We start from the raw sequence: 23,906 nt of genomic DNA, 5'->3' as shown, positions 1-23,906 counted from the left end.
CTGCCCCTGATGTGGGACGGCCGGTGCCGGCGCGTTCTTGCGTGGTCCGCGTTAGTCTTGGGTGGATGCATCGTGGTTCGGTTGCGCGGTATCGACCTCCGTTGCCTCAGTCTGGTCAGCTGGCGCGGGGTCGTGCACCGCTGTCTCGGCGGGGTCCGTCTGCCCGGCATCGTGGGTCGCGCCCTCGGCGTGGTCCGCCTGCGCGGCATCGTGCGCCGCGTCCTCGGCGTGGTCCGTCTGCGCCGCATCGTGCGCCGTGTCCTCGGCGTGGTCCGCCTGCGCGGCATCGTGCGCCGCGGCCTCGGCGTGGTCCGTCTGCGCGGCATCGTGGGCCACGTCCCCGGCAGGTGCCGGCTCGGGCTCGGTTGGCGCGGTCGCGTCCGGCACCTCGCCGGATTCAGGGCCCCCGTCGACTACGGCAAGCGCCCCGCCGCCTTCGGGCACGCCGCGGTGCTTGCGCCACAGGTGCTTAGTCAGCCGCATCGCCTGCGCGAGCAGCGCCAGGGCGAGGCCGAACACCGCGACCCAGCCGGCGAGGTGCTGCCAGGTCGGCGAGAAGCGGTAGAACAGCTCGTGAAACACGATCGGATCGAGGCTTTGGAAGCTGGTGCCCATCGCGTCGGTGAAGGTGCGCGTGCCGATGACCAGCGCGCCCATGCCGCCGAGGAAGGCCGTCACGTAGGTCACACGCCCGGTCACCTTGAAGAAGCGCTGCCAGCTGTGGCTGCAGTACAGCATGATGGCCCAGACGATCAGCGTCAGAATCAGGCCGACGATGGCCGCGGTCTGCACCACCAGGATCAGCATCGGGTAGGCGGCGCCCCAGCCCTGAAGCATCACGAGGTCGATGACGCGCGAGGTCATCAGCTTGCGCACCTTGGCCTCGGTGCGCTGGCGCGGCTTGCCGTTGTAGGCCAGCTTTGCGGCGGTGGTCGTGGTCGCCAGCCGCGCGTCGATCGCCGTGATCAGCGGGGTCAGCCTCAGCGGCGTTTTGGCCGTCTTGGCGTGCGTCACGTAGCGCGAATCGACCAGCGGCGAGTGCGCCGGCACCGCGTTGAAGTTGGCGCTGATGGCAAGCCCTGTTTTAAGCGCCGCCTTCAGCTCGCCGCGCGGGGTCACCGCGGTGTCGGCGGGCAGCTCGACGCCTTCGCCCTGCGCGACGGCCAAAACGGCGCGGTCGACCTTGGCCGCGATGGCGGGAAAGGCCCGCGGTCCGGTCAGCACCTTGGCCATCGCCTGCGGGCTGCCAAAGGTGATGGCAAAGCCGAACCCCACCGCCCCGACGATCAAAAGGATGCTGTAGATGATGCTCCAAAATCCGAGCCAGCCGCGGCTGATCGGCGTGTACTTCGATTCGTTCATGACAGGTGCCTCCGCAATCAGTATACCATGCCACACGCCGCGGCAGGCGGGCTCATAACCGTGCCGTCGCCCGGAGCTTTCCGCCCCTCAGCGGCCACCTGCTGCGCGCAGTCCGACGGCGCCGCCTTCACCGGTCTCACATCGACTGGTCCAGCCAAGCCAGCACCCGCCGCCGGTACTCGGCCGGATCCTTGCTGAAGCTGCGGGCGTGGCCGGCGCCCGGGACGATCCACAGCGCCTTTTTGGCCGTCGCCGCCGCGTAGTTGCGGTACGCCATCGCGGTCGGGACGAACTTGTCTTCGGCGCCGTGGATGAAGAGAATCGGCCGGGTGTTGGCCCGAAGCGCCGGGATCGTGGTGGCCGCACCGACGTTGTAGCCGGCGCGGACGGTCGCCGTGGCCGCAACAAGCGGCACCAGCGGGTAGCGCGGAATGCCAAACTGGCTTTGGGCCTGGGCCGCCAGCTCGTCTTCGATGCTGGTGTAGCCGCAGTCCTCCACGATGGTGCGCACCTGGCGCGGCAGCTTCTCACCGCTCAGGTACATCACCGTCGCCCCGCCCATCGATTCGCCGTAAAGCGCGATCCTGCTGTCCGGCCCCAGCCGCGCGACCAGCCTGTCCAGCCACTTCAGGTAGTCCAGCCGGTCGACCCAGCCGTAGCCGATGTAATCGCCCTGCGAGCGGCCGTGGCCGCGGTCGTCCGGGGCCAGCACGTTGTAGCCGGCCGCGTGAAACATCCGGATTTTGGCCGCCATGTCGCGCGCCGAACCCATGTAGCCGTGCGCGACCACCACGGCGCGGGTCGTGGGCCGCTTGGCCGGCACGTAGGTCGCGGCCAGGCGCAACTTGGCGCCTGCGGCCTGCTCGTGCCAGGTCTCCTTGGCCACCCCGTCATACCAGGCGAAGGCGGCCTTTTGCGCGGCGCTGGTGGCGTTGCTCAAAAAGGTCTTGTGCGCGGGCACGAACGCGTAGTCGTAGAAGTACAGGCTGGCGCCGGCCAGCCCGGCAACCGCGAGCATCCCCAAGGCACCCGCGATTAGTGCCAATTTACCGTGCCTCATGCAATCCCCCCTCGTTGTGAGTCCATGGTAGCGAATCGCCGCCTTTTCGTCAACGACGTGCCCTTTTGCAATTCTGGGGGATAAAGTTTGTTGCCGCCCGCAAATCCTGCTAAAATAGGCGCAGGGCTGATTGAAGGAGGTTGAATAATGAATAGGGACAGCCTGCTAGCAGGTTTTATTGATGTCTACTTCGGATCCATCAAGAACGTCGAGACCCTGATCTCGCGGCCGGTCGCGCAGTACCGGTTGTCGTTCGAGCAGTACCAGATTATGCACGATCTCGCCCACAACGAGGTGTCGAGCCTCACGGAAATCGTGCAGCGACGCGGCGTCACCAAGCCCGCCATCGCCCGGCAGCTGAGCGTCCTGCGCGAGCTGGGCTACGTCACGCAAAAGGTGGCGCCGGACGATCACCGGCGCCACATACTCACCCTGACGCCGAGCGGTCGGCGCACGGAAAAGGAGGCCGAGGCCGCATCAGGGGCGGAGTTCGACCGCTGGATTCCCGTGCTGGGAGAGGAAAAGCTGGAGGCCCTGCTCAAGATGCTTGAGGAGGCCAGCACCAAGTTATTCGAGCCATGAACCAAGCGTGCGGTGTGGGGGCTGCACTTTTTTTATGCGCTAATTTATCCATCGCCTTCGATATTCTTTTATCCCACTATTCCCGGATAGAGATGTTAAAAATAAAATGTTGACGCTATCATTTTCTGTGGTATCATTCTTCCCAGGGGAACGAACGGATCGTTAACGTGTGCACCGCTTATCATTGCCGCTGATGGCTTTTCAGCGGCTTTTTGCGTTATCACACCACATCTGGAGGGAAAAACATGGGAACACATCGTTCGGGCGCAAAGAAACTGTACAAGGCAAAGAAGCACTGGGTCGCCCTGGGCCTCGCCACCGGGGCGGCGGGCCTGTTGGCGGTGGCACCGGCCACGGTCGGGGCCAGCGACGCAGGCAGCGCGGCCCCGGCCCCGACCGCCGTGGCACAGGTGGCAACAACGACCACTGGGACGCCGGCAACCGGCACCGAGAGCCAGCCAGAAAGCACCGCCACTTCGGCGGCCACCGAGGTCAAGGGCGCAACCGCCGTCGCCCCGGCCGCGACCACGACATCGGACACAGCGACCACCCCGGCCACTGCGCCGACCACCACGGCTCAGCCCGACGCCGAGACGGCCCAGCCGGCCGCCGAAGCCCCTGCGGCAGACGAAACTCGCGGCGAGACTTACGACCAGCCGGAGCCCCCGTCAGACCAGATTCGCGGCAACGCCTTTGACCAGCCCGGCCTTACCGTCTCAAGCTGGTCCAGCGATCCTCAGGAGGACCAGCTGTCGTCCAAGCAGTTGACCAGCATCAGCTTTGACTTCACCCCCTCCGGCTACCTGGCCCAGCAGCTGGAGGCCGCCGGCTACAACCGCGACGAGCTGCTGAACGTCGTCCACTACGGCGTCGGTGAGCGCATCAACGTCGCGGCCTCCGATTCCGTCCACCTCGGCGCCCTTGACCTGCCGACCAAGTCCGGCTACGACATCATCTGGTACTACAACCAGGACCTCTGGGACGGCAAGAGTGAGGATCAAGTCTACCACCACTCCAACTACATTCCGGCCCACACCGTGACGTTCAAGTACGGCGACCAGGGCGGCCGCGGCATCACGGTGCACTACTTCAAGAAGACGCGCGTCGTTCCGGTCAACCTGCTCGACACCGACGGCCACCTCATCAAGCGCGTGACCACGACCGTCAAGAACGCGATGCCACCGCTGAGCTGGGTGCGCAACGCCGCCAAAAACCCCGGCGTCGACCCGTTCCAGTACACGACCGAGCTCACCGCGCCGACCCTGGATGGCTACGCCGCGGTGACCGCTTACCAGAAGCTGACCGCCACCACGGAGTACCTGTACGGCAATGATTTCAGCTGGGCAGCCTACCAGGAGGAGGCGCGCGCCCAGCTGCTGTGGAACACTCACGCGCCGTCGTTCACCTACGTCAAGCAAAACGTCCTCGGCACCCACACCTACACGGACGCAACCGGCAAGAAAATCCTGGAGACCACCCACGAGGAGGAGGCCCTGCCGCTGGCACCGAACATCAACGGCTACGAGCTCGATCCGTTCAAGTCGACCTTCGAGATTCGCGCGAACAACAAGGAGACCTACCCGAACAACCCGACCGGCAAGCCGGACTACCTCGGCGGCGAGTTTGAGCCTTTTGCGGCGATGATTGGCGACCCCGAGAATCACGGCCGCTTCCTGACGGCGCTGATGTACACGCCGTACCTCGCCCTCCAAGCCTCGGGGTTCGAGGCGCGGGTGACCAGCGATCCCGCCGCGCTGAGCCAAATCAGCACGCTGGCGAAGCGCTACTACTGGCGTCGCACCCCCGGCGACCTTTTCAACCTCGCGATTGCCTACTACAAGGGCATCAACCTCACCATGGACATGGGGGTCGCGGAGCAGCACGCGGCCAAGGTCGAGGTCATCACCCACTACGTCTACAAGGCCGTGCCGCATGACGTCGCGGAGCCGACCGGCGTGATGAGCAAAACGGTGACCTACACCATCAGCTTCACCGGCATCGACCACGAGCCGCTGACCGTCACCCAGACCTTCACCAAGGACCGCGAGGCGACGCCGACCACCCGGTGGACGCCGGAGGTTGAACTGCCGGATGTCGCCGGCTACCAGCACCTGAGCTTTTTGCCGGCCGCCGACGTCTGGGGCGACCTGAACCGGACGGACTTCAGCGCCACCATCGACTACCGGCCGGGCGAACAGACGCTGGTGGTCAGCTTCCAGGACGCGGCCGGAAACAAGCTCGCCGAGGACCAGGTAGTCAACGGCGTCACCGGCCAGGTCGTCGCCCTGCCGGCGCCGCTGATTGCGGGCTACACCCAGGATCACGGCCCGCTGACGGCGACGCTTGACGGCGCGTCGCACGCGATTCAGCACGCGACCGTCACGTACACCAAGCTTTCGGCACTCAGCCGCGCCAGCTCGCCGGCCGCCGTGTCCGTCGATGCGGCCGACTACTACGACTTCTCACAGTCCCAGCTCGACGACGGACCGCGCGTCCGCACCCAGGCGACGGATGCCGTCGCCGTCGATGCGGCCGACTACTACGACTTCTCACACTCCCAGCTCGACGACGGACCGCGCGTCCGCACCCAAGCGACCGATGCCGTCTCCGTTGATCCGGCCGACTACTACGATTTCTCACAGTCGCAGCTCGACGACGGACCACGCGTTCGCACCCAGGCGACGAATGCCGTCACCGTTGATGCGGCCGACTACTACGACTTCTCACAGTCGCAGCTCGACGACGGACCGCGCGTTCGCACCCAGGCGACGGACGCCGTCTCCGTTGATCCGGCCGACTACTACGACTTCTCACGCTCCCAGCTCGACGACGGACCGCGCGTTCGCACCCAGGCGACGGACGCCGTCTCCGTTGATCCGGCCGACTACTACGACTTCTCACGCTCCCAGCTCGACGACGGCCCACGCGTCCGCACCCAAGCGACGGACGCCGTCTCCGTTGATTCGGCCGACTACTACGACTTCTCACACTCCCAACTCGACGACGGGCCCCGCGTTCGCACCCAGGTGCCCGAAGGCGTGGCCGTCACCGCCGCGGCCTACTACGACAACCGTCAGCCTAAGACGACGCCGTTGGCCAACACCGGGACCACGCCGGCCACCACGCCGGTGAAGGCCGCGGCCAAGACCCCGACCGCGCCGACCGCCAAGGCGACCCAGGCGGCCGCCCTGCCGCAGACCGGCAACGCCGACAACCGCAGCATGGCCGCGCTGGGCCTCGTCGCCCTGGGCAGCCTGTTCGCCCTCGGTGCCACCAGCAAGCGCCGCGAGGTTCGCTAGCCCCACGTTTTTCCCGGTCACAAAGAAGCTCCCGGCTCACCGCAGACGCGACGAACCGGGAGCTTGTTTGTCGGGGCTAGTGGAACGCGTAGGTCCCAATGCCCGCGAGGATCAGCACCACCGCGATGAACACGCTGGAGCCGAAGCTACCCATGATGAACGGCGAGGTTTCCGCCCCGCCGGCGGTTTGCACGTGGCGAAACCCGTGCCACGTCAGGCCTGCCTGAACCAGCCCCAGTGCAATCAGCACCGTGCCGATGACCCATGCCCAGATTCCCATAACGCCGCCTCCTTTGGCCTTATTCGAACATCGTTATGGTAAGCGCTTTTTCGCGCCGCGGCGTCAGTCCCGGGACCGATTTTGCCCCGGACCCGCCGCAAGCCGCGCCAGCGCGAACTCGGCGAAGGCAACCAGCCGCCCGCGTGCCACCGGTGGCACCGTCTGGCCGCGGTAGCCCGCAAGCGCCGCGGCCACCACGTCTTGCCACTGCGGCAGGCTGACCGCGGCCCACGCGCCGCCGGCCGTCTTGCCCATCACCGAACCGGTGCGGGCAAAGGCCAGCGTGCGGCAGAGGTTCAGCGTCGTGTACACAGGCGCGCCGGCGATGGCCGCGGGCGCATCGCCGACGTCTCCCATCACGCTGGCCCAGTAGTCGGCCACCGGCACCGGGCCGAAGGTGGCCGCAATCGCCTGGCCCCACGCGCACTGCCCGGCCGAACGCAGCACGGTCAGGTGCGCGGCGAGGTCGGGGTCCGTGCCGTGCATCCCCGCGACGAACGCCGCCGGGTCGCGGCGGTACGCCGCCTCATGCAGCGGCGAGAAGTGCAGGTCGAAGCGGCAGGGATGGTGAAAATCCCGGGCCGCGTCCGCCGTCAGCACGTGAAACTCCAGCCCCTTGACCGGCGCCAGCGGCCAGACGTCTTGCATGGTGGCGGCCATCAGCGCGCGCTTTTGCGCCTGGGTGAGCCCGTGCTGCACGACCATCACGTAATCCAGGTCGGACACGCGCGGGTCGAAGCCGCCGAGGCACCAGGAGCCGTGCAGGTAGACCCCGACCAGCGCCGGGCCAATCGTCCGGCGCGCCGTTGCAACCACCGCGTCGATCAGCGCCGGGCCGCTGAAGCCGGCGCGCTCAGCCGCGCGCATGGTAATCCTCGATCACCCGGCGGTAGCGCGCCACCATGTTGGCCGGCAGATCATCCGGCGCGAACCAGCCGAAGCGCAGGCTCTCCGCATCCGCCAGCCGCGGCTGCTGGGTCACGCCCCGCACCGCGTAGGCGACCGTGACGCCGTAGAACTGATCGCCGTTCGGGGCGGTGCTCAGGTGGTCGCCCGAGTACACCCCGAGCAGCTCGAAAGCGGCCGGATCCAGCGCGATGCCGCATTCCTCTTGCGCCTCGCGCACCAGCACCGCTTCGGTCGACTCGCCGAGCTCCATCAGGCCACCGACCAGCCCCCAGCGCTTGGCCGGCTCGTTGCGCTGCTGCAGCAGGATGCGCCCGGTCGGATCGACCAGCACGCCGCAGCTGCCGCACAGAATCACCGGTCGCTGGCCCACCACCTCGCGCAGGTCCTCAACGTATCCCATGTGCTCACCTCCTGAACCCAGTGTAACCCATTTTACGCCAAAAAGCGCCGGCTCCCCCACCGTACAGAGTGGGAAAACCGGCGCTTGGTTGCCCGTTTCGTGAGGTTGAAAACTTCGCTGGCCTGCTTTTTCAGCAGGTCCGAACGTCTGCCGCTGCGGTTTGCTCCGGGGCCGCTCGGGATTCCGGCGCCCACCGCACGCGCGGCTCACCCCAGCAGCTTGTGCACCCCACCGGGCAGCTCGTCGGGCCGCTCGATCACGGCGTCGGCGCCGGCGTTCATCAGCTCGGCCGCGTCGCCGAAGCCGTACAGCACCCCGAGGGTCTTGGTGCCGTTTTGCGCGCCGCCCAGCATGTCGTTGTCGCGGTCGCCGATCATCAGGCTGTCTTCCGGCAGCGCCTCGGCGTTCTCCAGCGCGTAGGCCAAGACCGCGGCCTTGGTGCTGCGAATGCTTTCGTCGATGGTCGCGCCGTACACGCCGTCGAAGTAGTCGCTCAGGTCGAAGTGCGGCAGGATCTTGGCCAGCATCGGCTCCGGCTTGGCCGAGGCGATGTTGATCTGGTAGCCCGCCTCGCGCAGGTCGGCAAGCGCCGTGGTCACGCCCGGGTACACCTCGAGCTCGAAGATGCCCTCATCCAGGTAAAAATCCTGGTAGTGGCGAATCGCCGCGCGCACCGCGGCGTCGCCGAGGTCCGGGTAGTAGCGGTGCAAGCTCTGGGTCAGAGACGGGCCGATGAAGGTCAGGTAAGTGGCCTCGTCCAAGGGCGCCAGCCCCGAGGCCTCAATCATGTGGTGGATGCCGTCGACGATGCCGCGCTGCGAGTCCGCGATGGTGCCGTCAAAATCAAAGAATAAGTGCTTCATGAGTCGTTCTCCTTTTGCCCAGGCAGTCGCTGCAGGGACCATTTTAAGATGAAGGGGGCGATCAGGGTGGTCAGGATGATCACCAGGATGACCGCCGAGTAGAAGTCGCGGTGCAGCAGGTGGGCGTCAAAGCCGATCTGCGCCACAATCAGCGCCATCTCACCGCGCGACACCATCCCCGCGCCGACCACGTTGGCGTCGGCCCAGCTCAGGCCGGCCAGCCGGGCGCCGACACCGCAGCCCACCCACTTGGTCACAATCGCCAAGGCGGTCAGTAAGACGATGAACCACGCGTCCTGCGCCAGCCCGTCCAGGCGCATGTTCAGCCCGATCGAGACGAAGAAGACGGGGATGAACACCGCATAGCCGATCGCCTCGAGGCTTCGGTCGACTGTCTGGCGGTAAGGCGTCTGCCCCACCGCGATGCCGGCGAAAAAGGCGCCAATCACGGCCGACAGTCCGAACACGTCGGCCAGGTAGGACAGGCCGAGGCACAACAGCAGGCTGGTGATGGTGACGCTGGCGGTCGGCATCAGCCGCTCGCCCAGGTGCATCACGTAGGGCGCAAGCCACCGCACCACCAGGTAGATCACGCCGAAGTACGCGACCTGCAGGAGCAGCGTTACCCAGAGCGGCCAGGTCGAGACGCTTTCGCCCTCGCCGAAGGTCGCCACCGCCACGCTCAGCACGATGACCGTCAGGATGTCGTCGACCACCGCCGCGCCGAGAATCGTCGCGCCACTGCGGCCGTCAAGCGCCCCGAGCTCCTTGAGCACCTCGACAGAGATCGACACGGACGTCGCGGCGAAGGTGATGCCCAGAAACACCGCGGCGACCAGTGAGAAGCCCCAGAGCACGGAAAAGGCGTAGATCACCGCCACGGGCACGACCACCCCGATCACCGCGACCAGGATGCCGGGGCGCAGGTAGCGCTTCAGCATCGTCAGGTCGGACTCGAGCCCGGCGATGAACATCAGCACGATCACGCCGATTTCGGCAAAGGTCGCCACGCTGGTGGTCGGGCGCACCCACGCCAGCGCGGCGGGGCCGAGGATCAGCCCCGCGGCCAGCTGCCCGATGACGGCCGGGATGCCGACCTTCAGGCTGAGCTGGCCGAGCAAAAGCGTCACCAAGAGAATTAGCGCCAGGGTCCCAATGTCTGCCATGTCGTCCTCCTTAGTGGTGCGGGAATTTTTCCAGCCGCAGCAGCCGCTCCGAGTCGGGTGCGGTCACGCCGTCCTTGTAGCCGTAGCCGAACTTGCGGTAAAACGGCACGGCGGTGATCGACGCGGGAATCTCGACGCGCACCGCGTCTTGGTAGAACGCGTCTTGTTCTAAGGCCGCCATCAGCCGGCGCCCGATGCCCTGCCCCTGCGTCGCCGGATCAACGAACACGTTGAACAGCGAATACTCGTGCGGCACGTCCCAAAACGGGCCGATGGCCGCGCAGCCGACGATGCCGGCTGCGCTTTCGGCGACGTACAGGTGCCGCACCGCGGCGGACGCGACGAAAAATGCGGGCGTCAGCCGCGCGATGTCGGCCTCCAGGTAATCGGCCGGGTAGTCGGCGGCGTTGCTGATGCGCAGCGTCCGGGCCACCATCGCGGCCACCGCCGCGGCGTCTTGGGCCGCAAACCGGCGGACGGTGACGGTCATTGCATCACCAGCTGGTAGGCGTTGCGCTCCGGCACCGGCTCGTCGAGGTAGACGATGCCGCGGAACTGGAAGCCGTTGCCCAGAATGACGTGCTGCATGATCTGATTTTGCGCGTGCGTGTCGATGCGCACGTCGCGGAAGCCGCGGCGGTAGGCCTCCGACAGCAGGCTGGTCATGAACAGCTTGGACAGGCGCTGGCCGCGCACCTTGGCGGAGGCGGCGAAGCGGTGGATCATCATGTAATCGGCGGTGCCGACCCAGCCGTCGCCGTCGATGCGCTTGTAGAACGGGTCGGGCCCGACGATCAGGCTGGCGGTGCCGACCACCGTGCCGTCCATCACCAGCACGCGGTTGGTGGCCTGCGCGATGTCGGCCTCCACCGCGGGCTGATCCGGGTAGGTCCCCTGCCACTGGTTGATGCCCTGCGCCTTCAGGAACGCGCGCGCGTCCGAGATAATGCCCATGATTGCCGGAATGTCCGCCGCGGTCCCTTGGCGGGTGTAAATTGCTGGCATACTGCCACCTCCATGAAAATTGTCATACACCATTTTCGCGCAAAAGCGGCCAAAAGGCAACGCAGCGGCGGCCCGTTCGGCCAAGCCGCTGCGTTGCCCCTCCCAAACGGCTACGCGCCGCAACGCGGGGGCGGCTGGCTACGACTTGGCGTTCGGGCCATAGTGCGGCCCGAACCCCAACCCTAGGCCACCCGATCGCTAAGCCCGCGCCTTTTCGCCCTCTACTCTAAACGGGCTACAAGGCGCAACGCGGGTGCGGCTGGCTACGACTTGGGGTGCGGGCCAAAGTGCGGCCCGAACCCCAAGCCTAGGCCACCCGACCCGCTAAGCCCGCGCCTTTTCGCCCTCTACCAAAAAGCGCGACCCCCTTCTCGGGAATCGCGCGGATGTCTTAACCCTGGTGGTGCGGGCCGTGGTGGTGCTTGTGCGGCTTGGTCGGGGCGTCGGCCAAAGCCTTGGGGTGCGGGCCGGCCGCCGGTTCGTGGTGCTTGCAGTGCGGGCAGTCGCCGTGCTTGCAGCCGCCGTGCTCCCCACCGTGCGGGCCGCGGCCGAGCTCGGCGCGCAGGCGCACCTGCTTGGTGTGCTCGCGCTCGATTTTCAGCCGCTGATGCATCAGGCAGATCTGGGTGCCGCCGACGATGGTCAGGGCGATCGGAATCACGTGGACCAGGGCCAGCGGAATCAGGATCTCCGGGTCATCCTTGATGGTGTCATTGAACGCCGTGGCCGCCTCTGTGGCGGACTTGACGAATTCCTTAGAGGTTTTGAACATCTCAACACCTGATGTAGCGCTGGAAGGTGGCGCGCTACATGCTTCCTTTCTCGCGAGTTGACGAAACGGTTGCCGGCGCCTTCCACCGCGGCCGCGCCGGTCTCACCCCTATGATACCAGCTTCCGCCGGCAAACGCTTACTTTTCGGCCGTGGCCGCAAGCCAGGCGCCGAGGTGGGCGAAGTAATCCGTCGGGTTGTCCAGCATCTGGCCGTGCCCGGCGTTGGGCGTCACGTGCAGCGTCGCGTTCGGAACGGTCGCGGCCATGCGGCGCGCGGCGGCCAGCGGCATCGTCTCGTGGCCGCCGAAGGTCAGGTAGGCCGGCACCGCAATCTTGTGGATGTCGGCGCGGCGGTCCCAGTCCTTCAGCGCCCCGACCATGACGAACTCGTTGTCGCCCTGGAAGTGGTTGTACACCGGGGTGCCCAGCGTGTCGATCAGGTGGCGCGGCTGCGGGTCGGCCGCGTGGTGCAGGTAGTGCTCGCCGAGTTCCGCGACCAGCGCCACGTAGCGCGGCTCGCTGAAGGCGTGGCGTGCCTCGACGTCCTTCATGTAGGCGACGTCGGCGGCATCAAACATGGTCTCGCGGATGCGGTTGACGTTGACCAGGTACTCGTCCAGGTTGTCGATCATCGAGCTCAGGATCAGCCCGCGCAGGTGCTGGCCGTAGCGCAACGCGTACTCGATGGCCAGGACCCCGCCCCAGCTTTGGCCCAGCAGGAAAAAGTGGTCCAGGCCCAGTTTTTGGCGGACCTCCTCGACCTCCTCGACGTAGTAGTCGATGGTCAAAAAGCGGGCGCGAATCGCGGGGTCGTGCCAGTCCGGCTGGTCGGAGAACCAGGAGCCCAGCTGGTCGTAGCGGGTCACGCGCACCCCGTATGGTGCAAGTTGCTCACCGAAGTTCTCGAACACCTGGTTGTTGCCGCCGGGGCCGCCGTGAAGGGTCATCAGGGCGATGTCGCCGGCGCCGGTCGTCTGGGTCCACAGGTGGTACCCGTTGTCGAGGGTGACGAAGCGGGTGCCGTTCGGAGCTGTTTTCATTCTCTACACTTCCTTTGCAGTCATGCCCTTATCATACCGCTTATAAAGTTTGCTTAACACCGGGTGTCGCTTTTCCCAAACGCGGCGCCATCGCGTACAATAAGACTATCAATATCGGAGGTGTTGTCGTGTCACTTCAACCCACAGATCAAGCAACCGGCCTGACGCAGGCGCAGGTCGCGGCGCAGGTCGCGGCCGGCGCCCACAACCTGCCGCTACGCCCCTTGACTCGAAGCGTCGGCACCATCGTCGCGCAAAACACGCTCACCCTCTTCAACCTGGTGAACGTGGTGCTTGCCGCCTTCATCTTCACCACCGGCAGCTACAAGAACCTGCTGTTTCTCGGCGTCGCCATCGTCAACACCGCGATCGGCACGTTCCAAGAAATCCGCAGCAAGCGCCGTATCGACCGGCTGAGCATCCTCGCCGAGACCCCGGTGACCGTCCGCCGCGACGGGCGTGACCAGCAGATTCGCCAGGAGGACCTGGTGATCGGCGACCTGCTGCTGCTTCGGCGCGGCGCGCAGGTGCCCGTCGACGGCCAGGTCGTGCAGACCGCCGGCATCGAGGCCGACGAAAGCCCGCTGACCGGCGAGTCGCGGCCGATTGCCAAGACGCCGGGCGACCCGCTTTTGTCCGGCTCGTTCATCGTCGCCGGCCAGGCCGTCGCCCAGGTGACGGCGGTCGGCGCGGACACCTTCGCCGCCAAGCTCGCGCTGGAGGCCAAGGCCGAGAAGCGGAGCCAAAGCCAGCTGCTGGACACCATCAACCGCATCATCCGCGTGCTGACCTACGTGCTGATTCCGCTGGGCGTCGCGCTGTTCACCGTGTCGATGATTCGCCGCGGCAACTACGACCGCGCGATCCTCAGCACCAGCGCCGCGATGATCGGCATGATTCCCGAGGGGCTGGTGCTGTTGACCAACGTCGCCCTGGCGGTGTCGGCGCGCAACCTCGCCAACCGCCGCGTGCTGGTGCGGGCGCTGCCGGCCATCGAGGCCCTGGCCCGCGTGGACGTGATCTGCCTGGACAAAACGGGCACGATCACCTCGGGCAAGCTGCAGGTCGCAGGCGCCCACCCGGTGGCCGGCACCGAAGCGGCCGAGCTGACCGAAGCCGCCGCGGCGATCACCTACGCGCTCAACGACGACAACGAGACGGCGCTGGCGCTCAAGGCCGCCTACCCGCGGCCGGACGCGGCGGCGACGGCCACCGTGCCGTTCTCAAGCGCCCGCAAGTGGTCCGGCGCAAGCTTCGGGGACCGGCACCTCGTGATGGGCGCCCCCGAGTTCATTTTCAAGGACGGCGTGCCGGAGGCTGAAGCAATCGCGGCGGCGACTTCGGCCGGCTACCGCGTGATCGCCGTGGCGGCGGCGACGGCCCTCACCCCGCTGACTGAACCCCGGCTGCTGGGCTACATCACCATCGCCGATGAGGTGCGCGAGACCGCGCCCGCGACCTTCCAGTTCTTCGCCAGCCAGGGCGTGGCGCTGAAGGTGATCTCGGGCGACAACCCAGTCACCGTCGCCAACGTCGCGCGCCAGGCCGACCTGGCCGGCGCCGACCGCTTCCTGGACATGAGCACCGTCGCCGACGACGCCGACTTCGGCGCGCTGGCCGAGTCCTACACCGTCTTCGGCCGCGTCACCCCGACACAGAAAAAGCAGCTGATCGCCGCGATGCAGGCGGCCGGCCACACGGTCGCGATGACCGGCGACGGCGTCAACGACGTGCTGGCGCTGCGCCAGTCCGACTGCGGCATCGCAATGGCCAGCGGCGCCGAGGCCGCCAAGTCGATCGCCGACTTCGTGCTGCTGGACTCGAACTTCGACGCGATGACCGGCGTCTTGAACGAGGGCCGGCGCGTGATCAACAACATCAACCGCGTCGCGTCGATGTACCTGGTCAAGACCATTTTCTCCGTCATCCTCACGGCGATCTTCGTCTTCCTGCCGCTGGACTACCCGATCACCCCGATCAACCTGACGCCGGTGTCGGCCATCGCCGTCGCGGTGCCGTCCTTCTTCCTGACGCTGGAGCCGAACTTCGCGCGCGTCACCGGTCAGTTCATGCAAAAGGTGATGACCATCGCCGCCCCCGCCGCCCTGGCCGTCGTCGGCTACACCCTGGTGCTGACGTGGCTTGAGGCCGCGCTCGGCTGGTCGTTCGCCACCACCTCGACCCTGGTCGTTTTCATGATCGGCGTGATCGAGTACCACGTGCTGATCCTGGTCAGCCGGCCGTTCAACCGCTACAAGCTCCTGATGCTGATCCTGGTCGCCGTCGCGTTCTTCGGCACCTTCTTCGTCATCAACCCGGTGTTCTCCCTGACCGGCCTGTGGCGCATCGATCTCGCACTGGTGTACCTGCCGGCCCTGGCCTCCAGCGTCCCGGTGTACTTCCTGCTCCAGGAGTTCCTCGGCCGCCGCTTCCTCTCGCGCATCAACTGGCGGTGAGGCGGGGCAACGGGCTGCGGCTCCGCGCCAGGGCGGCGGAACGCGTGGGGCTCTCCTGAGCCCAAAGTGCGGTCTCAGGACCCGCCCTTGCACTAAGTCGGCAAAGTTCGCCGGCTAAGTGCAATTTCACGCTGGCACGCCCTGGCGCTCCGCCGTAGCAGTGGCCCGGCCGTCCCTCTGCCCCACACAGCGGTTGACCCAGCAGCCGTGCTAACTCGTCTGCGAATGGCGAACGAGGCGTCGCATGACGCCAACCAAGTTGACTTCAATGATCAACTGCACAACAAACAGCCGGCGCGGATTTCCAATGACGGAAGTCCGCGCCGGCTGTTTGGTCGTGTGGTCTAGTAGTACCGCGAGCGGTTGAAGAAGTTCAGGTGCGCGACGATGGTGTTCGGGTCGCACTGCGCTGCCGGCAGGATCCACAGGCCGATGGAGTCGAGGTCCTTGAGGATGAAGTTCTTCACCGCGATCTCGGCCTCGGCCGGGTCGATGGCGAGCCCCGCGTCCTTGGCGACCTGCATCGCCTGCTCGAGGTCGATGGTGATGGTGTCGACGAAGTGGTCCTTCAGGAGCGTGTACGTGGCTTCGACCTGCTGGTTGACGTAGGCTTCGACGGCCTTGAAGACCTTGGCGTTCTTGGCCTGCAGGTCGTAGTAGCGCGTCATCAGGTGGTTGTTATCGATTTCCAAGTTATAACCTCCGATTTTTACAAGCATTCGGTATAACTTTAATTCTAAGGGTTGTGGGCACCCTTGGAAAGAAAAAAATAACTTTCAATGAGAATCGCGTGAAAATGCTCGCGTACAAAAAGTAAGTCCGTTATAATTGAATAGACGCTTTTTTCACCCAAGGGGGACTCTAACATGAAAAAATTCGCACTGACCATCCTCACCGCCGCGCTCGCCATCGGCCTGGCCGCTTGCGGCGGCAGCAAGTCTTCGGACAAGTCGCAGCTGGACCTGGTGACGCCAAAGACCCTGACCATCGGCCTTGAGGGCACGTACCAGCCGTACAGCTACCACGAGGACGGCAAGCTCAAAGGGTTTGAGGTCGAGCTCGGCCAAAAAATCGCGGCGGAGTTGAACCTCAAGCCCAAGTTCGTCGAGACCAAGTGGGACTCGCTGATAGCCGGCCTCGACGTCAACAAGTACGACCTGATCTTGAACAACGTGGCCAAGACCCCGGAGCGCGCGCAGAAGTACATCTTCACCAGCGCCTACACCTCCGGCAAGTCGCAGCTTGCCGTTAAGAAGGACAACAAGACCATCACCTCGATCGCCGACATTAAAGGCAAGAAGATGGCGCAGAGCGTGACGTCCAACAACGCCGCCAACGTCAAGAAGCTCGGCGGCGTCATCGTGCCCGTCGACGGCTTCGCCCAGTCCGTCACGCTGATCGAGCAGGGCAGAGTCGACGGCACGGTCAACGACGCCGCCTCCTTTGCCGCCTACCTCAAACAAAAGCCCAACGCCGACATCAAGCTGATGTCCGTCGGGGACGCGATCACACCGGTGCCGGCGCGCGGCCTGCTGCGCAAGGACGAAAAGCCGCTGCAAAAAAAGGTGACCGCGGCCATCGAGAAGCTGCGCAAGAACGGCACGCTCAAGAAGCTGGCCACCAAGTACTTCGGCGGCGACATCACCGAGTAACCGGGCGAAAACCCCCGCCCGCCTGCGCCACCCAACGCCGGTGGTGCGGGCGAATCGGGCCACACTACACATTTTGGAGGTGCCTCATGTCTGCTTGGCACATTGTGATTAAGTCGCTGCCGTCCCTTCTGGCGGCGATGCTGAAGTACACGATTCCCATCACGCTGGTGTCCTTTGCCCTCGGCCTGATCCTGGCCGTGCTGGTCGCGCTGGTGCGAATCTCAACCGCCAAGAACTGGGGCATCCGCGTGCTCAAGGGCCTCGCGTGGTTTTACGTCTGGATCTTCCGCGGCACGCCGCTTCTGGTCCAGCTGTTCATCGTCTTCTTCGGCCTGCCATACCTGAAGATGAACGGCCACCCGCTGATCGAGCTCAACGCCTGGACCGCCGGCATCCTGACCTTTTCTTTGAACACCGGGGCCTACGCGTCGGAGACCATCCGCGCCGCGATTGCGTCGATTCCGCAGGCCCAGTGGGAGGCCGCCTACGCGCTGGGGATGAGCAAGCCCCTGATGCTTCGGCGCATCATCCTGCCGCAGGCGACGCGCATCGCGCTGCCGCCCTTGTCCAACAGCTTCATCAGCCTGATCAAGGACACCAGCCTGGCTTCTGGCATCACCATCATCGAGATGTTTCAGGTCAGCCAGCAGTTCGCGGCACTCTACTACAACCCGCTGGTGTCCTACTCGCTGGTCGCCGTGCTGTACCTGGCGCTGACCACGCTTTTGTCGGGGCTTCAGACCTGGCTTGAGCGGCGCACCAGCCGCTACGTCCAGATCGGTCAGCAATACTAGGAGGGCGCCATGCTTAGAATTGAGAATCTCAACAAGGACTTCGGCAACGGCCACGGCCTGAAGAACGTCAGCGTCGCCTTCCCGGAGCATTCGACCACCGTCATCGTCGGCCCCAGCGGCTCGGGCAAAACGACGCTGCTGCGCCACCTCGACTTCCTGGAAACCGCCGACTCCGGCCGCTACCGCTTCGGCGACCAGGACTTAGACCTCGCCAAGCCCGTCTCGCGCCAGCAGGTGCTGGCCGCGCGGCGCAAGCTCGGGATCGTTTTCCAAAGCTACAACCTCTTCCCGCACCTGTCCGTGCTCGCCAACGTGATCGAGGCGCCGGTGCACGTTCTGGGCCAGGACAAGGCGCAGGCCACCGCCAAGGCGTCTGAGCTGCTCGCGCAGGTCGGGCTGGCCGACAAGGCGCAGGCCTTCCCCGCCCAGCTCTCCGGCGGTCAGCAGCAGCGCGTGGCCATCGCGCGGATGATCGCGATGCAGCCGCAGTACATGCTGTTCGACGAGCCGACCTCGGCGCTTGACCCCGAGCTCGAGGTCGAGGTGCTCAAGGTGATCCAGAAGCTGGCCGCGGCCAAGAACTCGCTGGTCATCGTCACCCACAACATGGCCTTCGCCCAGGGCGTGGCGGACAAGATCGTCTTCGTCGAGGACGGTGAGGTGGCCTACGACGGCGACCCGGATCAGTTCTTCAACCACCCGAACGACCGCATCGCCAAGTTCCTGGCCGCCGGCACCTTCCAGGCGGACAAATAGCCACCGCAACCAAAAGAGGCAGGGCCATAAGTCGGGCTTAGCCCAGAGTACAAGGCGGTCACCGCGTGTTTCCCGAACTTAGGAAACGCGTGGTGACCGCCTTGTGCGCGTGGGCGTTGACTCTAGGCCCGCGACTGCGATGTAAATTTCGGGTGCAACGGGGCTGGCCGACTTATGGCCAGCCCTCTTTTGGTGTCCGCTCACAGCGGCTTGCCACCCAGCCGCGCCTCGAGCGTCGCGATTGCCTGACGGACCCGTCGCGGCGACAGCGTGGCGACCCGCTTGTCGCTTCTGGCGGCGACGACGTCCAGCCGGCCGCAGCCCAGCACCTGCGCCAGCGCCGCATCGTCGAGGTCAAGCCGCGCGGCCAGCTGCCACAGATAGTCGATCGCGCTGCGCCGCCGCTTGGTCTGCCACCACTCCAGCGCCCAGGCGCCGACGGTCACCACCCAGATCAAAGACGGCGCCCAGGGCCCCAGGTTGTAGCTTGAGGTCAGCACCATCAGGAAAAACCAGTAGGCGGCTAGCCCAAAAACCGTCAAAAACCACTTCAGAATTGCCATCGTGCTCCCCCTAACGTGATCGGGTTCAGCGTACCACCGGACCGAAAAAAATACGACCCGGCTAAGGTCGTATTTTTAACGTCAGGGGCTTACGCCTGCCCTGCCAGGTCGTCGTTGCCGAGCACCAGGTGCTTCTTGCGGTGGATGATCTCCTCCTGGCGGCCGTGAACCATCGGGCGCTTGTTCGGGTTGCCGAGGTAGCCGCAGAGGCGCTTGACCACGTCGCACTGCGCCGGGTCGTGGTTGCCGCACTCCGGGCACTCGTAGCCCTTCTCGGTGGCCTTGAACTCGCCCTTGAAGCCGCAGGCGAAGCACTGGTCGATCGGCGTGTTGGTGCCGAGGTAGCCGATGCGGTCGTAGGCGTAGTCCCAGACGGCCTCGAGGGCCTTCGGGTTTTGCTTCAGGTTCGGGTACTCGCAGTAGTGGATGAAGCCACCGGAGCAGTACTGCGGGTAGTCCTTTTCGAAGTCCAGCTTCTCGAACGGCGTCGGCGCCTTGCGCACGTCGTAGTGGAAGGAGTTGGTGTAGTAGTCCTTGTCGGTGATGTCCTTGACGACGCCGAAGCGCTTCTTGTCCAGGCGGGCGAAGGTGTCGGTCAGAGACTCGGAAGGCGTGGAGTAAACGGAGAAGTGGTAGCCGTACTCCTTCTCCCATTCAACGCAGTGGTCGTACAGGTCCTTCACGACGTCCAGGCTGAACTGCTTGGCCTCCGGGTTGGTCTCCCAGGCGTGGCCGTAGAAGACGGTGCCGACCTCGTACAGGCCGATGTAGCCCAGGCTGACGGTGGCGCGGCCGTTCTTGAACAGCTCGTCGACCTTCTGATCGTCGGCCAGGCGCTTGCCGAACGCGCCGTACTTGTAGAGGATCGGCGCGGATTCCGGCGTCGCCTCCTTGGTGCGCTCAACCTTGTAGACCAGCCCCTGCTTGCAGATGGCGAGGCGCTGCTCCAGGATGTCCCAGAACTTCTTCTTGTCGCCCTTGGACTCCATCGCGATGCGCGGCAGGTTCAGGGTGATCACGCCGAGGTTCATGCGCCCGGCGTTGACCTCCTTGCCGGTTTCCGGATCCGTCCAGCCCTGCAGGAAGCTGCGGCAGCCCATCGGCGCCTTGAAGCTGCCGGTGAGGTCGATGATTTTGTCGTACGACAAAACATCCGGGTACATCCGCTTGGTCGCGCACTCGATGGCCAGCTGCTTGATGTCGTAGTTGGGATCGGTCGGCGCCAGGTTCAGGCCGCGTTTGAGCGTGAACACGAGCTTCGGGAAAATCGCGGTGCGGCGCTCCTTGCCCAGCCCCTTGATGCGGATCTTCAGGATGTCCTGCTGAATCTCGCGCTCGATCCAGTTGGTCCCCAGGCCGAAGCCGACGGTGACAAACGGCGTCTGGCCCTGCGTGGAGTACAGCGTGTTGACCTGGTATTCCAGCGTCTGCAGCGCGTCGTAGATGTCCTTGCGGGTGCGGCGCTTGGCGTAGGCGTCTGCGGTGTCCGCGTCCTGGGTCAGCTCCTTGGCCTCCTCCAGGTGCTTCTCGTAGTTCTTCTGGGCGAACGGCGCGAGCACCTCGTCCGTGCGGTCAGAGGAGCAGCCGCCGTACTGGGAGCTTGCGACGTTGGCGATAATCTGGGTCATCTGGGTGACCGCGACCTGGATGGAGTGCGCCGGCTCAACCTCGGCGTTGCCGATGCAAAAACCGTGCGTCAGCATCTCCTTGAAGTCGATCAAACAGCAGTTGGTCTCCGCCATGTACGGCGTGTAGTCCAGGTCGTGCCAGTGGATGTCGCCGCGCAGGTTGGCATTGGCGACGGCCGGCGGGAGCATTTTGAGCCCGATGGCCTTGGCCACGGCGCCGGCGGTCAGGTCGCGCTGGGTGGAGAACACGCGCGAGTCCTTGTTGGCGTTCTCGTGGACCACGGTGGAGTCGCGGTTCAAAAGCTTCTCGACGTTGTAGTTCACATCCGCCTTCTTGGCGCGCTCGATGTCGCGCTTCACGCGGTAGTCGGTGTAGGCCTTGCCCCACTCGTACTGGTGCGCGTTCAAAAGCGCCTCCTCGACGATGCTTTGCACCTCCGGGATGCGGACGTCCTTGTCGAAGCGCTCGGTGATGGTGGCCACCGCGTCGTCCGCGATTGCCTCGATCTGCGTGTAGTCGGTCGGCGACAGCTCGCCGGACACGGCCTTGGCCGCCTTCTCGATGGCCCGCGTGATCTTCGTCTGGTCGAAGGCCACCTTGCGGCCGTCGCGCTTCTTCACGTTGATGTGAACTTTAATGTCGATCATTGCTGAAATACCCCCCTGGTAGAAAAACAGCCGCTAATTTTTGGCCGTAAGTACAGTCTAGCACACCCCCAAGATATTGCGTATCTTTTTGGCTGTGACTTGTTTTTTTCTATATCTTGGGGGTGTGGTGACCCGGTGTTTCACGCGTCAAGTCCCGTCTGGCGGGTGTTTCTCAGACTTGCGTCGGATTGGTCTGGCCAATGAACCTGCTATAATGTAACCAAAAGGGCGCGCCGCGCCCGCAAGGAGGTTCACCATGAACACGCAACAACTCAAGCAACTCGGCGTCATCATCGCAATCATCGTCATCGCGGCAATTCTCCTGCCGTTCATCTCCGGCCTGATCAGCCTGCTGATCAAGATTGTGCTTTTCCTGGCCATCGTCGGCGGCCTGTACTGGGTCTACCAGACCTACCTGAAGAAGTGATCACTGGGGGCAGCCGCCCCTATTTTTTTGCGCAAAAAAGGCATCCGGTGACGGACGCCTGATCCGGCCGCAAAGCCCGAGGCCTGCGCTTTTGGGGACAAAAAATGGAGACTAACGGGTTCGAACCGTCGACCTCTTGCATGCCATGCAAGCGCTCTCCCAGCTGAGCTAAGCCCCCAAAAGTTGGTGCCTATTTAGTTACAATGGATCCGAAGAGATTCGAACTCTCGACCTCTGCCATGCGAAGGCAGCGCTCTCCCAGCTGAGCTACGGACCCAAAACACAAGTATTATCTTACCATATCCACCGGTTCTGTAAAGCCCTTTTTTTCTTCTCGGATTGGCGGGTGAAAAACGGCGTCTCCCGTATAGTTTCACGCATTGACTAATTGTTCGATAAGCGATATGGACGACGCAGATTTGGCGGTGCGGCCGATCCACCAAAGCCGCCGCGCTTCGCCCTGGGTCAAACGGGCTCCGCCGCGCAACGCGGGTACGACTGGCTACGCTAAGTCACTCGGGCCAAAGTGCGGCCCAAGCGCCTTAGCTAGGCCACCCGACCCGCTAAGCCCGCGCGCCTCCACCCTCTGTCGTCGGGCTACAAACCGCAACGCGGGTGCGGTTAGCTACGCCAAGGCGCTCGGGGCCAAGACCGCCCCAAACGCCTCGGCTAGCCTACCCGACCCGCTAGGCCCGCGGTTCTCCGCCCTGGCATCAAAAAAGGCCGCTACGGGCATAGCGGCCTAGAGGAGTAAGGGGTTGGCCAGGCAACGGGCATTGCATGGCGATTTCTACTTTGGAGGAGTAAAAATGAAAAAGTTGATATGGGTATCAAGCGAGCGGGCAACTCATCTTGATAGCCCTATCATAGTCGGTAATTGTGAAGAAAGTGTGAACTTTACAGCGAAATATTATGAATTTCATCAGTTATTTATTTCACAAGCCGTGCCCGCCAGCTGAAGATTGCGATCGCCGCGAACAGGATCACCGCCAGCATGGCGAAGAGAATGTGGTAGGACAGCGCCTCAATCAAAAGCGCGCCGACCAGCGGCCCCACCGCGCGGCCCGCCGAGGCGAACATCTGCACGTAGCCCTGGAAGCGGCCCTTCTCGGCCACCTCGGTGTGCATGTCCACGTACGTCGACACGCTCGGTAGCGCGAGGATCTCACCCAGCGTGAGCACGCCCATCGCGAGCATGAACACCCAGTACTGCCGCGCGGTGATCAGAATCAGGAAGGCGGAGCCGAACAGCGTGAAGCCGACGCCCAGGCGCAGGCGCAGGTGGCGGGTCAGCCAGTCGTCGAAGTGCGTCAGCACCGGCTGACCGAGCACGATCAGCACCGCGTTGAAGGTCCACAGGAAGCTGTAGTCGCGCACGGTCATCCCCAGGCTCAGCATGAAGGTCGAGATGTTGCTTTGCCACTGCTCGTAGGCGACCCAGGTTAGAAACAGCGTGATCAACAGCAGCACAATCGGCAGCTGGTAGGGCGTCGCGCGGCGGGCGCCGGCGGCCACGGCCTTGCCTTCGTGCTTTTCACGCGCGACGTTGAAGTGCAGCAGCGCGACCACGAAGAACAGGGAAAACAGCGCGAAGGCCAAGGCGAAGATGTACTGAATGCCCATGGGCAGCACGTAGCCGACGATCAGGGTACCGATGACCAGCCCGAGGTTGGACATGAAGTACAGGACGTTGAACACGTAGCTGGCGCGGCGGCTGGTGGCAAGCGTCGCATAGGAGTTCACCGCCGTGCCGACCACCCCGTTGCCGAAGCCCATCACGATCAAAAACAGCGGGTAGGCCGGCCAGCCGTGCCAGAAGATCAGGCAGCCGGAGGCGACGACGTCCAGCGCGATGCCCGACAGGATGGTCAGGTAGGGCTTCCAGCCGTCGAACAGGCGGCCGCCGACGTAATTCCCCACCATCATCGCCACGGAGTTGAAGAACAGCACGATGCCGGAGACGGTCAGCGACTCCCCGAGGTACTCGTGCATGTAGATGGTGGTCAAGGGCCAGATGAAGCTGATGCCGGTGTTGGTGATCAGCGAACCCAGAAACAGCCATTTGAGTGTCAGCGTCGTCTTGCGTGCCATAAGGTCCTCCCGTGAAAACAAGTCTTTTTCCATTCTAACGGACGACCTGCCCCGTGTGCGCGAAAATGGGCACTTTCTCATCTCGGTCCGGGTGGTTTTCACCGAATGCTTATCCGAATTAGGTAAATTTTCAGCTTTTGGCCGCGGTCGGTG

At 64.6% G+C, this 23,906-nt stretch carries 22 protein-coding genes and 2 tRNA genes; 7 read left to right on the top strand and 17 right to left on the bottom strand.

All coding sequences use genetic code 11. The annotated features are described in order from the left end of the window. Positions 1 to 51: 51 nt before the first annotated feature. Entirely contained in the window at positions 52 to 1,362 is a 1,311-nt protein-coding gene (locus LE416_RS01840) for a hypothetical protein (protein WP_225046793.1), read from the bottom strand. A gap of 136 nt (positions 1,363 to 1,498) precedes the next feature. Continuing rightward, complete coding sequence (locus tag LE416_RS01835; protein ID WP_225046792.1) at positions 1,499 to 2,422, bottom strand: alpha/beta hydrolase; 924 nt, start codon at positions 2,420 to 2,422, stop codon at positions 1,499 to 1,501. A gap of 147 nt (positions 2,423 to 2,569) precedes the next feature. On the opposite strand from LE416_RS01835, the gene LE416_RS01830 reads away from it, so the two are divergent. Beyond that, entirely contained in the window at positions 2,570 to 3,004 is a 435-nt protein-coding gene (locus tag LE416_RS01830) for a MarR family winged helix-turn-helix transcriptional regulator (RefSeq protein WP_225046791.1), read from the top strand. A 245-nt stretch (positions 3,005 to 3,249) separates the two neighbouring features. Then, positions 3,250 to 6,303 (top strand): KxYKxGKxW signal peptide domain-containing protein, encoded by a 3,054-nt coding sequence (locus tag LE416_RS01825; protein WP_225046790.1) that lies wholly within the window; start codon positions 3,250 to 3,252, stop codon positions 6,301 to 6,303. Positions 6,304 to 6,379: 76 nt separating this feature from the next. Here LE416_RS01825 and LE416_RS01820 read toward each other — a convergent pair whose 3' ends face one another. From LE416_RS01820 to LE416_RS01780, 9 genes are all read right to left on the bottom strand, one after another. Then, the gene (locus tag LE416_RS01820) at positions 6,380 to 6,583 is read right to left on the bottom strand and encodes a hypothetical protein (protein WP_225046789.1); all 204 of its coding nucleotides are present in this window, start codon (positions 6,581 to 6,583) and stop codon (positions 6,380 to 6,382) included. A gap of 63 nt (positions 6,584 to 6,646) precedes the next feature. After that, positions 6,647 to 7,450 (bottom strand): aminoglycoside adenylyltransferase domain-containing protein, encoded by an 804-nt coding sequence (locus tag LE416_RS01815; RefSeq protein WP_225046788.1) that lies wholly within the window; start codon positions 7,448 to 7,450, stop codon positions 6,647 to 6,649. Further along, entirely contained in the window at positions 7,437 to 7,892 is a 456-nt protein-coding gene (locus LE416_RS01810) for an NUDIX hydrolase (protein WP_225046787.1), read from the bottom strand. The genes LE416_RS01815 and LE416_RS01810 overlap by 14 nt, the downstream gene beginning before the upstream one ends. A gap of 206 nt (positions 7,893 to 8,098) precedes the next feature. After that, positions 8,099 to 8,755: an HAD hydrolase-like protein gene (locus LE416_RS01805; protein ID WP_225046786.1), complete on the bottom strand. Its 657-nt coding sequence runs from the start codon at positions 8,753 to 8,755 to the stop codon at positions 8,099 to 8,101. Further along, positions 8,752 to 9,921, bottom strand: a complete 1,170-nt coding sequence (locus tag LE416_RS01800; protein WP_225046785.1) for a cation:proton antiporter — start codon at positions 9,919 to 9,921, stop codon at positions 8,752 to 8,754. Before LE416_RS01800 ends, LE416_RS01805 begins: the two co-directional genes overlap by 4 nt. Before the next feature lie 10 nt (positions 9,922 to 9,931). Continuing rightward, positions 9,932 to 10,411 carry a GNAT family N-acetyltransferase gene (locus tag LE416_RS01795; protein WP_225046784.1) on the bottom strand — a complete coding sequence of 160 codons (480 nt, stop codon included), beginning with the start codon at positions 10,409 to 10,411 and terminating at the stop codon, positions 9,932 to 9,934. Then, positions 10,408 to 10,926, bottom strand: a complete 519-nt coding sequence (locus tag LE416_RS01790) for a GNAT family N-acetyltransferase (protein ID WP_225046783.1) — start codon at positions 10,924 to 10,926, stop codon at positions 10,408 to 10,410. The genes LE416_RS01795 and LE416_RS01790 overlap by 4 nt, the downstream gene beginning before the upstream one ends. Before the next feature lie 391 nt (positions 10,927 to 11,317). After that, on the bottom strand, positions 11,318 to 11,698 hold the full coding sequence (locus tag LE416_RS01785) for a hypothetical protein (RefSeq protein ID WP_225046782.1): 381 nt from the start codon (positions 11,696 to 11,698) through the stop codon (positions 11,318 to 11,320). 137 nt (positions 11,699 to 11,835) lie between these two features. Then, positions 11,836 to 12,738 (bottom strand): proline iminopeptidase-family hydrolase, encoded by a 903-nt coding sequence (locus LE416_RS01780; RefSeq protein WP_225046781.1) that lies wholly within the window; start codon positions 12,736 to 12,738, stop codon positions 11,836 to 11,838. A gap of 128 nt (positions 12,739 to 12,866) precedes the next feature. Between LE416_RS01780 and LE416_RS01775 the strand changes: the two genes are divergently transcribed. After that, positions 12,867 to 15,194 carry an HAD-IC family P-type ATPase gene (locus LE416_RS01775; protein ID WP_225046780.1) on the top strand — a complete coding sequence of 776 codons (2,328 nt, stop codon included), beginning with the start codon at positions 12,867 to 12,869 and terminating at the stop codon, positions 15,192 to 15,194. Between the two features lie 344 nt (positions 15,195 to 15,538). On the opposite strand, the gene LE416_RS01770 is transcribed toward LE416_RS01775, so the two are convergent. Continuing rightward, entirely contained in the window at positions 15,539 to 15,886 is a 348-nt protein-coding gene (locus LE416_RS01770) for a hypothetical protein (protein WP_225046779.1), read from the bottom strand. A gap of 174 nt (positions 15,887 to 16,060) precedes the next feature. On the opposite strand from LE416_RS01770, the gene LE416_RS01765 reads away from it, so the two are divergent. The 3 genes from LE416_RS01765 (at position 16,061) to LE416_RS01755 (ending at position 18,396) form a co-directional block, all read left to right on the top strand. Next, a complete protein-coding gene (locus tag LE416_RS01765) occupies positions 16,061 to 16,846 on the top strand; it encodes a transporter substrate-binding domain-containing protein (protein WP_225046778.1) in 786 nt (261 codons plus the stop codon). Positions 16,847 to 16,932: 86 nt separating this feature from the next. Next, entirely contained in the window at positions 16,933 to 17,640 is a 708-nt protein-coding gene (locus tag LE416_RS01760) for an amino acid ABC transporter permease (RefSeq protein WP_225046777.1), read from the top strand. A 9-nt stretch (positions 17,641 to 17,649) separates the two neighbouring features. Further along, the gene (locus tag LE416_RS01755) at positions 17,650 to 18,396 is read left to right on the top strand and encodes an amino acid ABC transporter ATP-binding protein (RefSeq protein WP_225046776.1); all 747 of its coding nucleotides are present in this window, start codon (positions 17,650 to 17,652) and stop codon (positions 18,394 to 18,396) included. 200 nt (positions 18,397 to 18,596) lie between these two features. Here LE416_RS01755 and LE416_RS01750 read toward each other — a convergent pair whose 3' ends face one another. Next, positions 18,597 to 18,959, bottom strand: coding sequence for a hypothetical protein (locus tag LE416_RS01750; RefSeq protein ID WP_225046775.1), 363 nt, complete (start codon positions 18,957 to 18,959; stop codon positions 18,597 to 18,599). Between the two features lie 89 nt (positions 18,960 to 19,048). Further along, positions 19,049 to 21,235 carry an anaerobic ribonucleoside-triphosphate reductase gene (gene nrdD, locus LE416_RS01745; RefSeq protein ID WP_225046774.1) on the bottom strand — a complete coding sequence of 729 codons (2,187 nt, stop codon included), beginning with the start codon at positions 21,233 to 21,235 and terminating at the stop codon, positions 19,049 to 19,051. Between the two features lie 256 nt (positions 21,236 to 21,491). Between nrdD and LE416_RS01740 the strand changes: the two genes are divergently transcribed. Beyond that, a complete protein-coding gene (locus tag LE416_RS01740; protein ID WP_225046773.1) occupies positions 21,492 to 21,662 on the top strand; it encodes a hypothetical protein in 171 nt (56 codons plus the stop codon). Positions 21,663 to 21,767: 105 nt separating this feature from the next. Here the strand turns inward: LE416_RS01740 and LE416_RS01735 are convergent. The 3 genes from LE416_RS01735 to LE416_RS01725 all read right to left on the bottom strand — a co-directional run bounded on the left by LE416_RS01735 (position 21,768) and on the right by LE416_RS01725 (position 23,753). Continuing rightward, positions 21,768 to 21,840: transfer RNA gene (locus LE416_RS01735), tRNA-Ala, on the bottom strand. 26 nt (positions 21,841 to 21,866) lie between these two features. Beyond that, positions 21,867 to 21,939 (bottom strand) — tRNA-Ala (locus tag LE416_RS01730). A 653-nt stretch (positions 21,940 to 22,592) separates the two neighbouring features. After that, positions 22,593 to 23,753: an MDR family MFS transporter gene (locus LE416_RS01725; RefSeq protein WP_225046772.1), complete on the bottom strand. Its 1,161-nt coding sequence runs from the start codon at positions 23,751 to 23,753 to the stop codon at positions 22,593 to 22,595. Positions 23,754 to 23,906: the final 153 nt, after the last annotated feature.

The organism is Lacticaseibacillus kribbianus, from assembly GCF_020180945.1.
GTDB classification, from domain to species: Bacteria; Bacillota; Bacilli; order Lactobacillales; family Lactobacillaceae; genus Lacticaseibacillus; species Lacticaseibacillus kribbianus.
Note: the sequence above shows the minus strand (reverse complement) of the source record. Positions and strands in the feature narration are given on the sequence as shown.

Coding starts and splice junctions, on each gene's coding strand:
- LE416_RS01840 (WP_225046793.1), bottom strand. CDS start 1,362: ATGAACGAATCGAAGTACACGCCGATCAGCCGCGGCTGGCTCGGATTT.
- LE416_RS01835 (WP_225046792.1), bottom strand. CDS start 2,422: ATGAGGCACGGTAAATTGGCACTAATCGCGGGTGCCTTGGGGATGCTC.
- LE416_RS01830 (WP_225046791.1), top strand. CDS start 2,570: ATGAATAGGGACAGCCTGCTAGCAGGTTTTATTGATGTCTACTTCGGA.
- LE416_RS01825 (WP_225046790.1), top strand. CDS start 3,250: ATGGGAACACATCGTTCGGGCGCAAAGAAACTGTACAAGGCAAAGAAG.
- LE416_RS01820 (WP_225046789.1), bottom strand. CDS start 6,583: ATGGGAATCTGGGCATGGGTCATCGGCACGGTGCTGATTGCACTGGGG.
- LE416_RS01815 (WP_225046788.1), bottom strand. CDS start 7,450: ATGCGCGCGGCTGAGCGCGCCGGCTTCAGCGGCCCGGCGCTGATCGAC.
- LE416_RS01810 (WP_225046787.1), bottom strand. CDS start 7,892: ATGGGATACGTTGAGGACCTGCGCGAGGTGGTGGGCCAGCGACCGGTG.
- LE416_RS01805 (WP_225046786.1), bottom strand. CDS start 8,755: ATGAAGCACTTATTCTTTGATTTTGACGGCACCATCGCGGACTCGCAG.
- LE416_RS01800 (WP_225046785.1), bottom strand. CDS start 9,921: ATGGCAGACATTGGGACCCTGGCGCTAATTCTCTTGGTGACGCTTTTG.
- LE416_RS01795 (WP_225046784.1), bottom strand. CDS start 10,411: ATGACCGTCACCGTCCGCCGGTTTGCGGCCCAAGACGCCGCGGCGGTG.
- LE416_RS01790 (WP_225046783.1), bottom strand. CDS start 10,926: ATGCCAGCAATTTACACCCGCCAAGGGACCGCGGCGGACATTCCGGCA.
- LE416_RS01785 (WP_225046782.1), bottom strand. CDS start 11,698: ATGTTCAAAACCTCTAAGGAATTCGTCAAGTCCGCCACAGAGGCGGCC.
- LE416_RS01780 (WP_225046781.1), bottom strand. CDS start 12,738: ATGAAAACAGCTCCGAACGGCACCCGCTTCGTCACCCTCGACAACGGG.
- LE416_RS01765 (WP_225046778.1), top strand. CDS start 16,061: ATGAAAAAATTCGCACTGACCATCCTCACCGCCGCGCTCGCCATCGGC.
- LE416_RS01760 (WP_225046777.1), top strand. CDS start 16,933: ATGTCTGCTTGGCACATTGTGATTAAGTCGCTGCCGTCCCTTCTGGCG.
- LE416_RS01755 (WP_225046776.1), top strand. CDS start 17,650: ATGCTTAGAATTGAGAATCTCAACAAGGACTTCGGCAACGGCCACGGC.
- LE416_RS01750 (WP_225046775.1), bottom strand. CDS start 18,959: ATGGCAATTCTGAAGTGGTTTTTGACGGTTTTTGGGCTAGCCGCCTAC.
- nrdD (WP_225046774.1), bottom strand. CDS start 21,235: ATGATCGACATTAAAGTTCACATCAACGTGAAGAAGCGCGACGGCCGC.
- LE416_RS01740 (WP_225046773.1), top strand. CDS start 21,492: ATGAACACGCAACAACTCAAGCAACTCGGCGTCATCATCGCAATCATC.
- LE416_RS01725 (WP_225046772.1), bottom strand. CDS start 23,753: ATGGCACGCAAGACGACGCTGACACTCAAATGGCTGTTTCTGGGTTCG.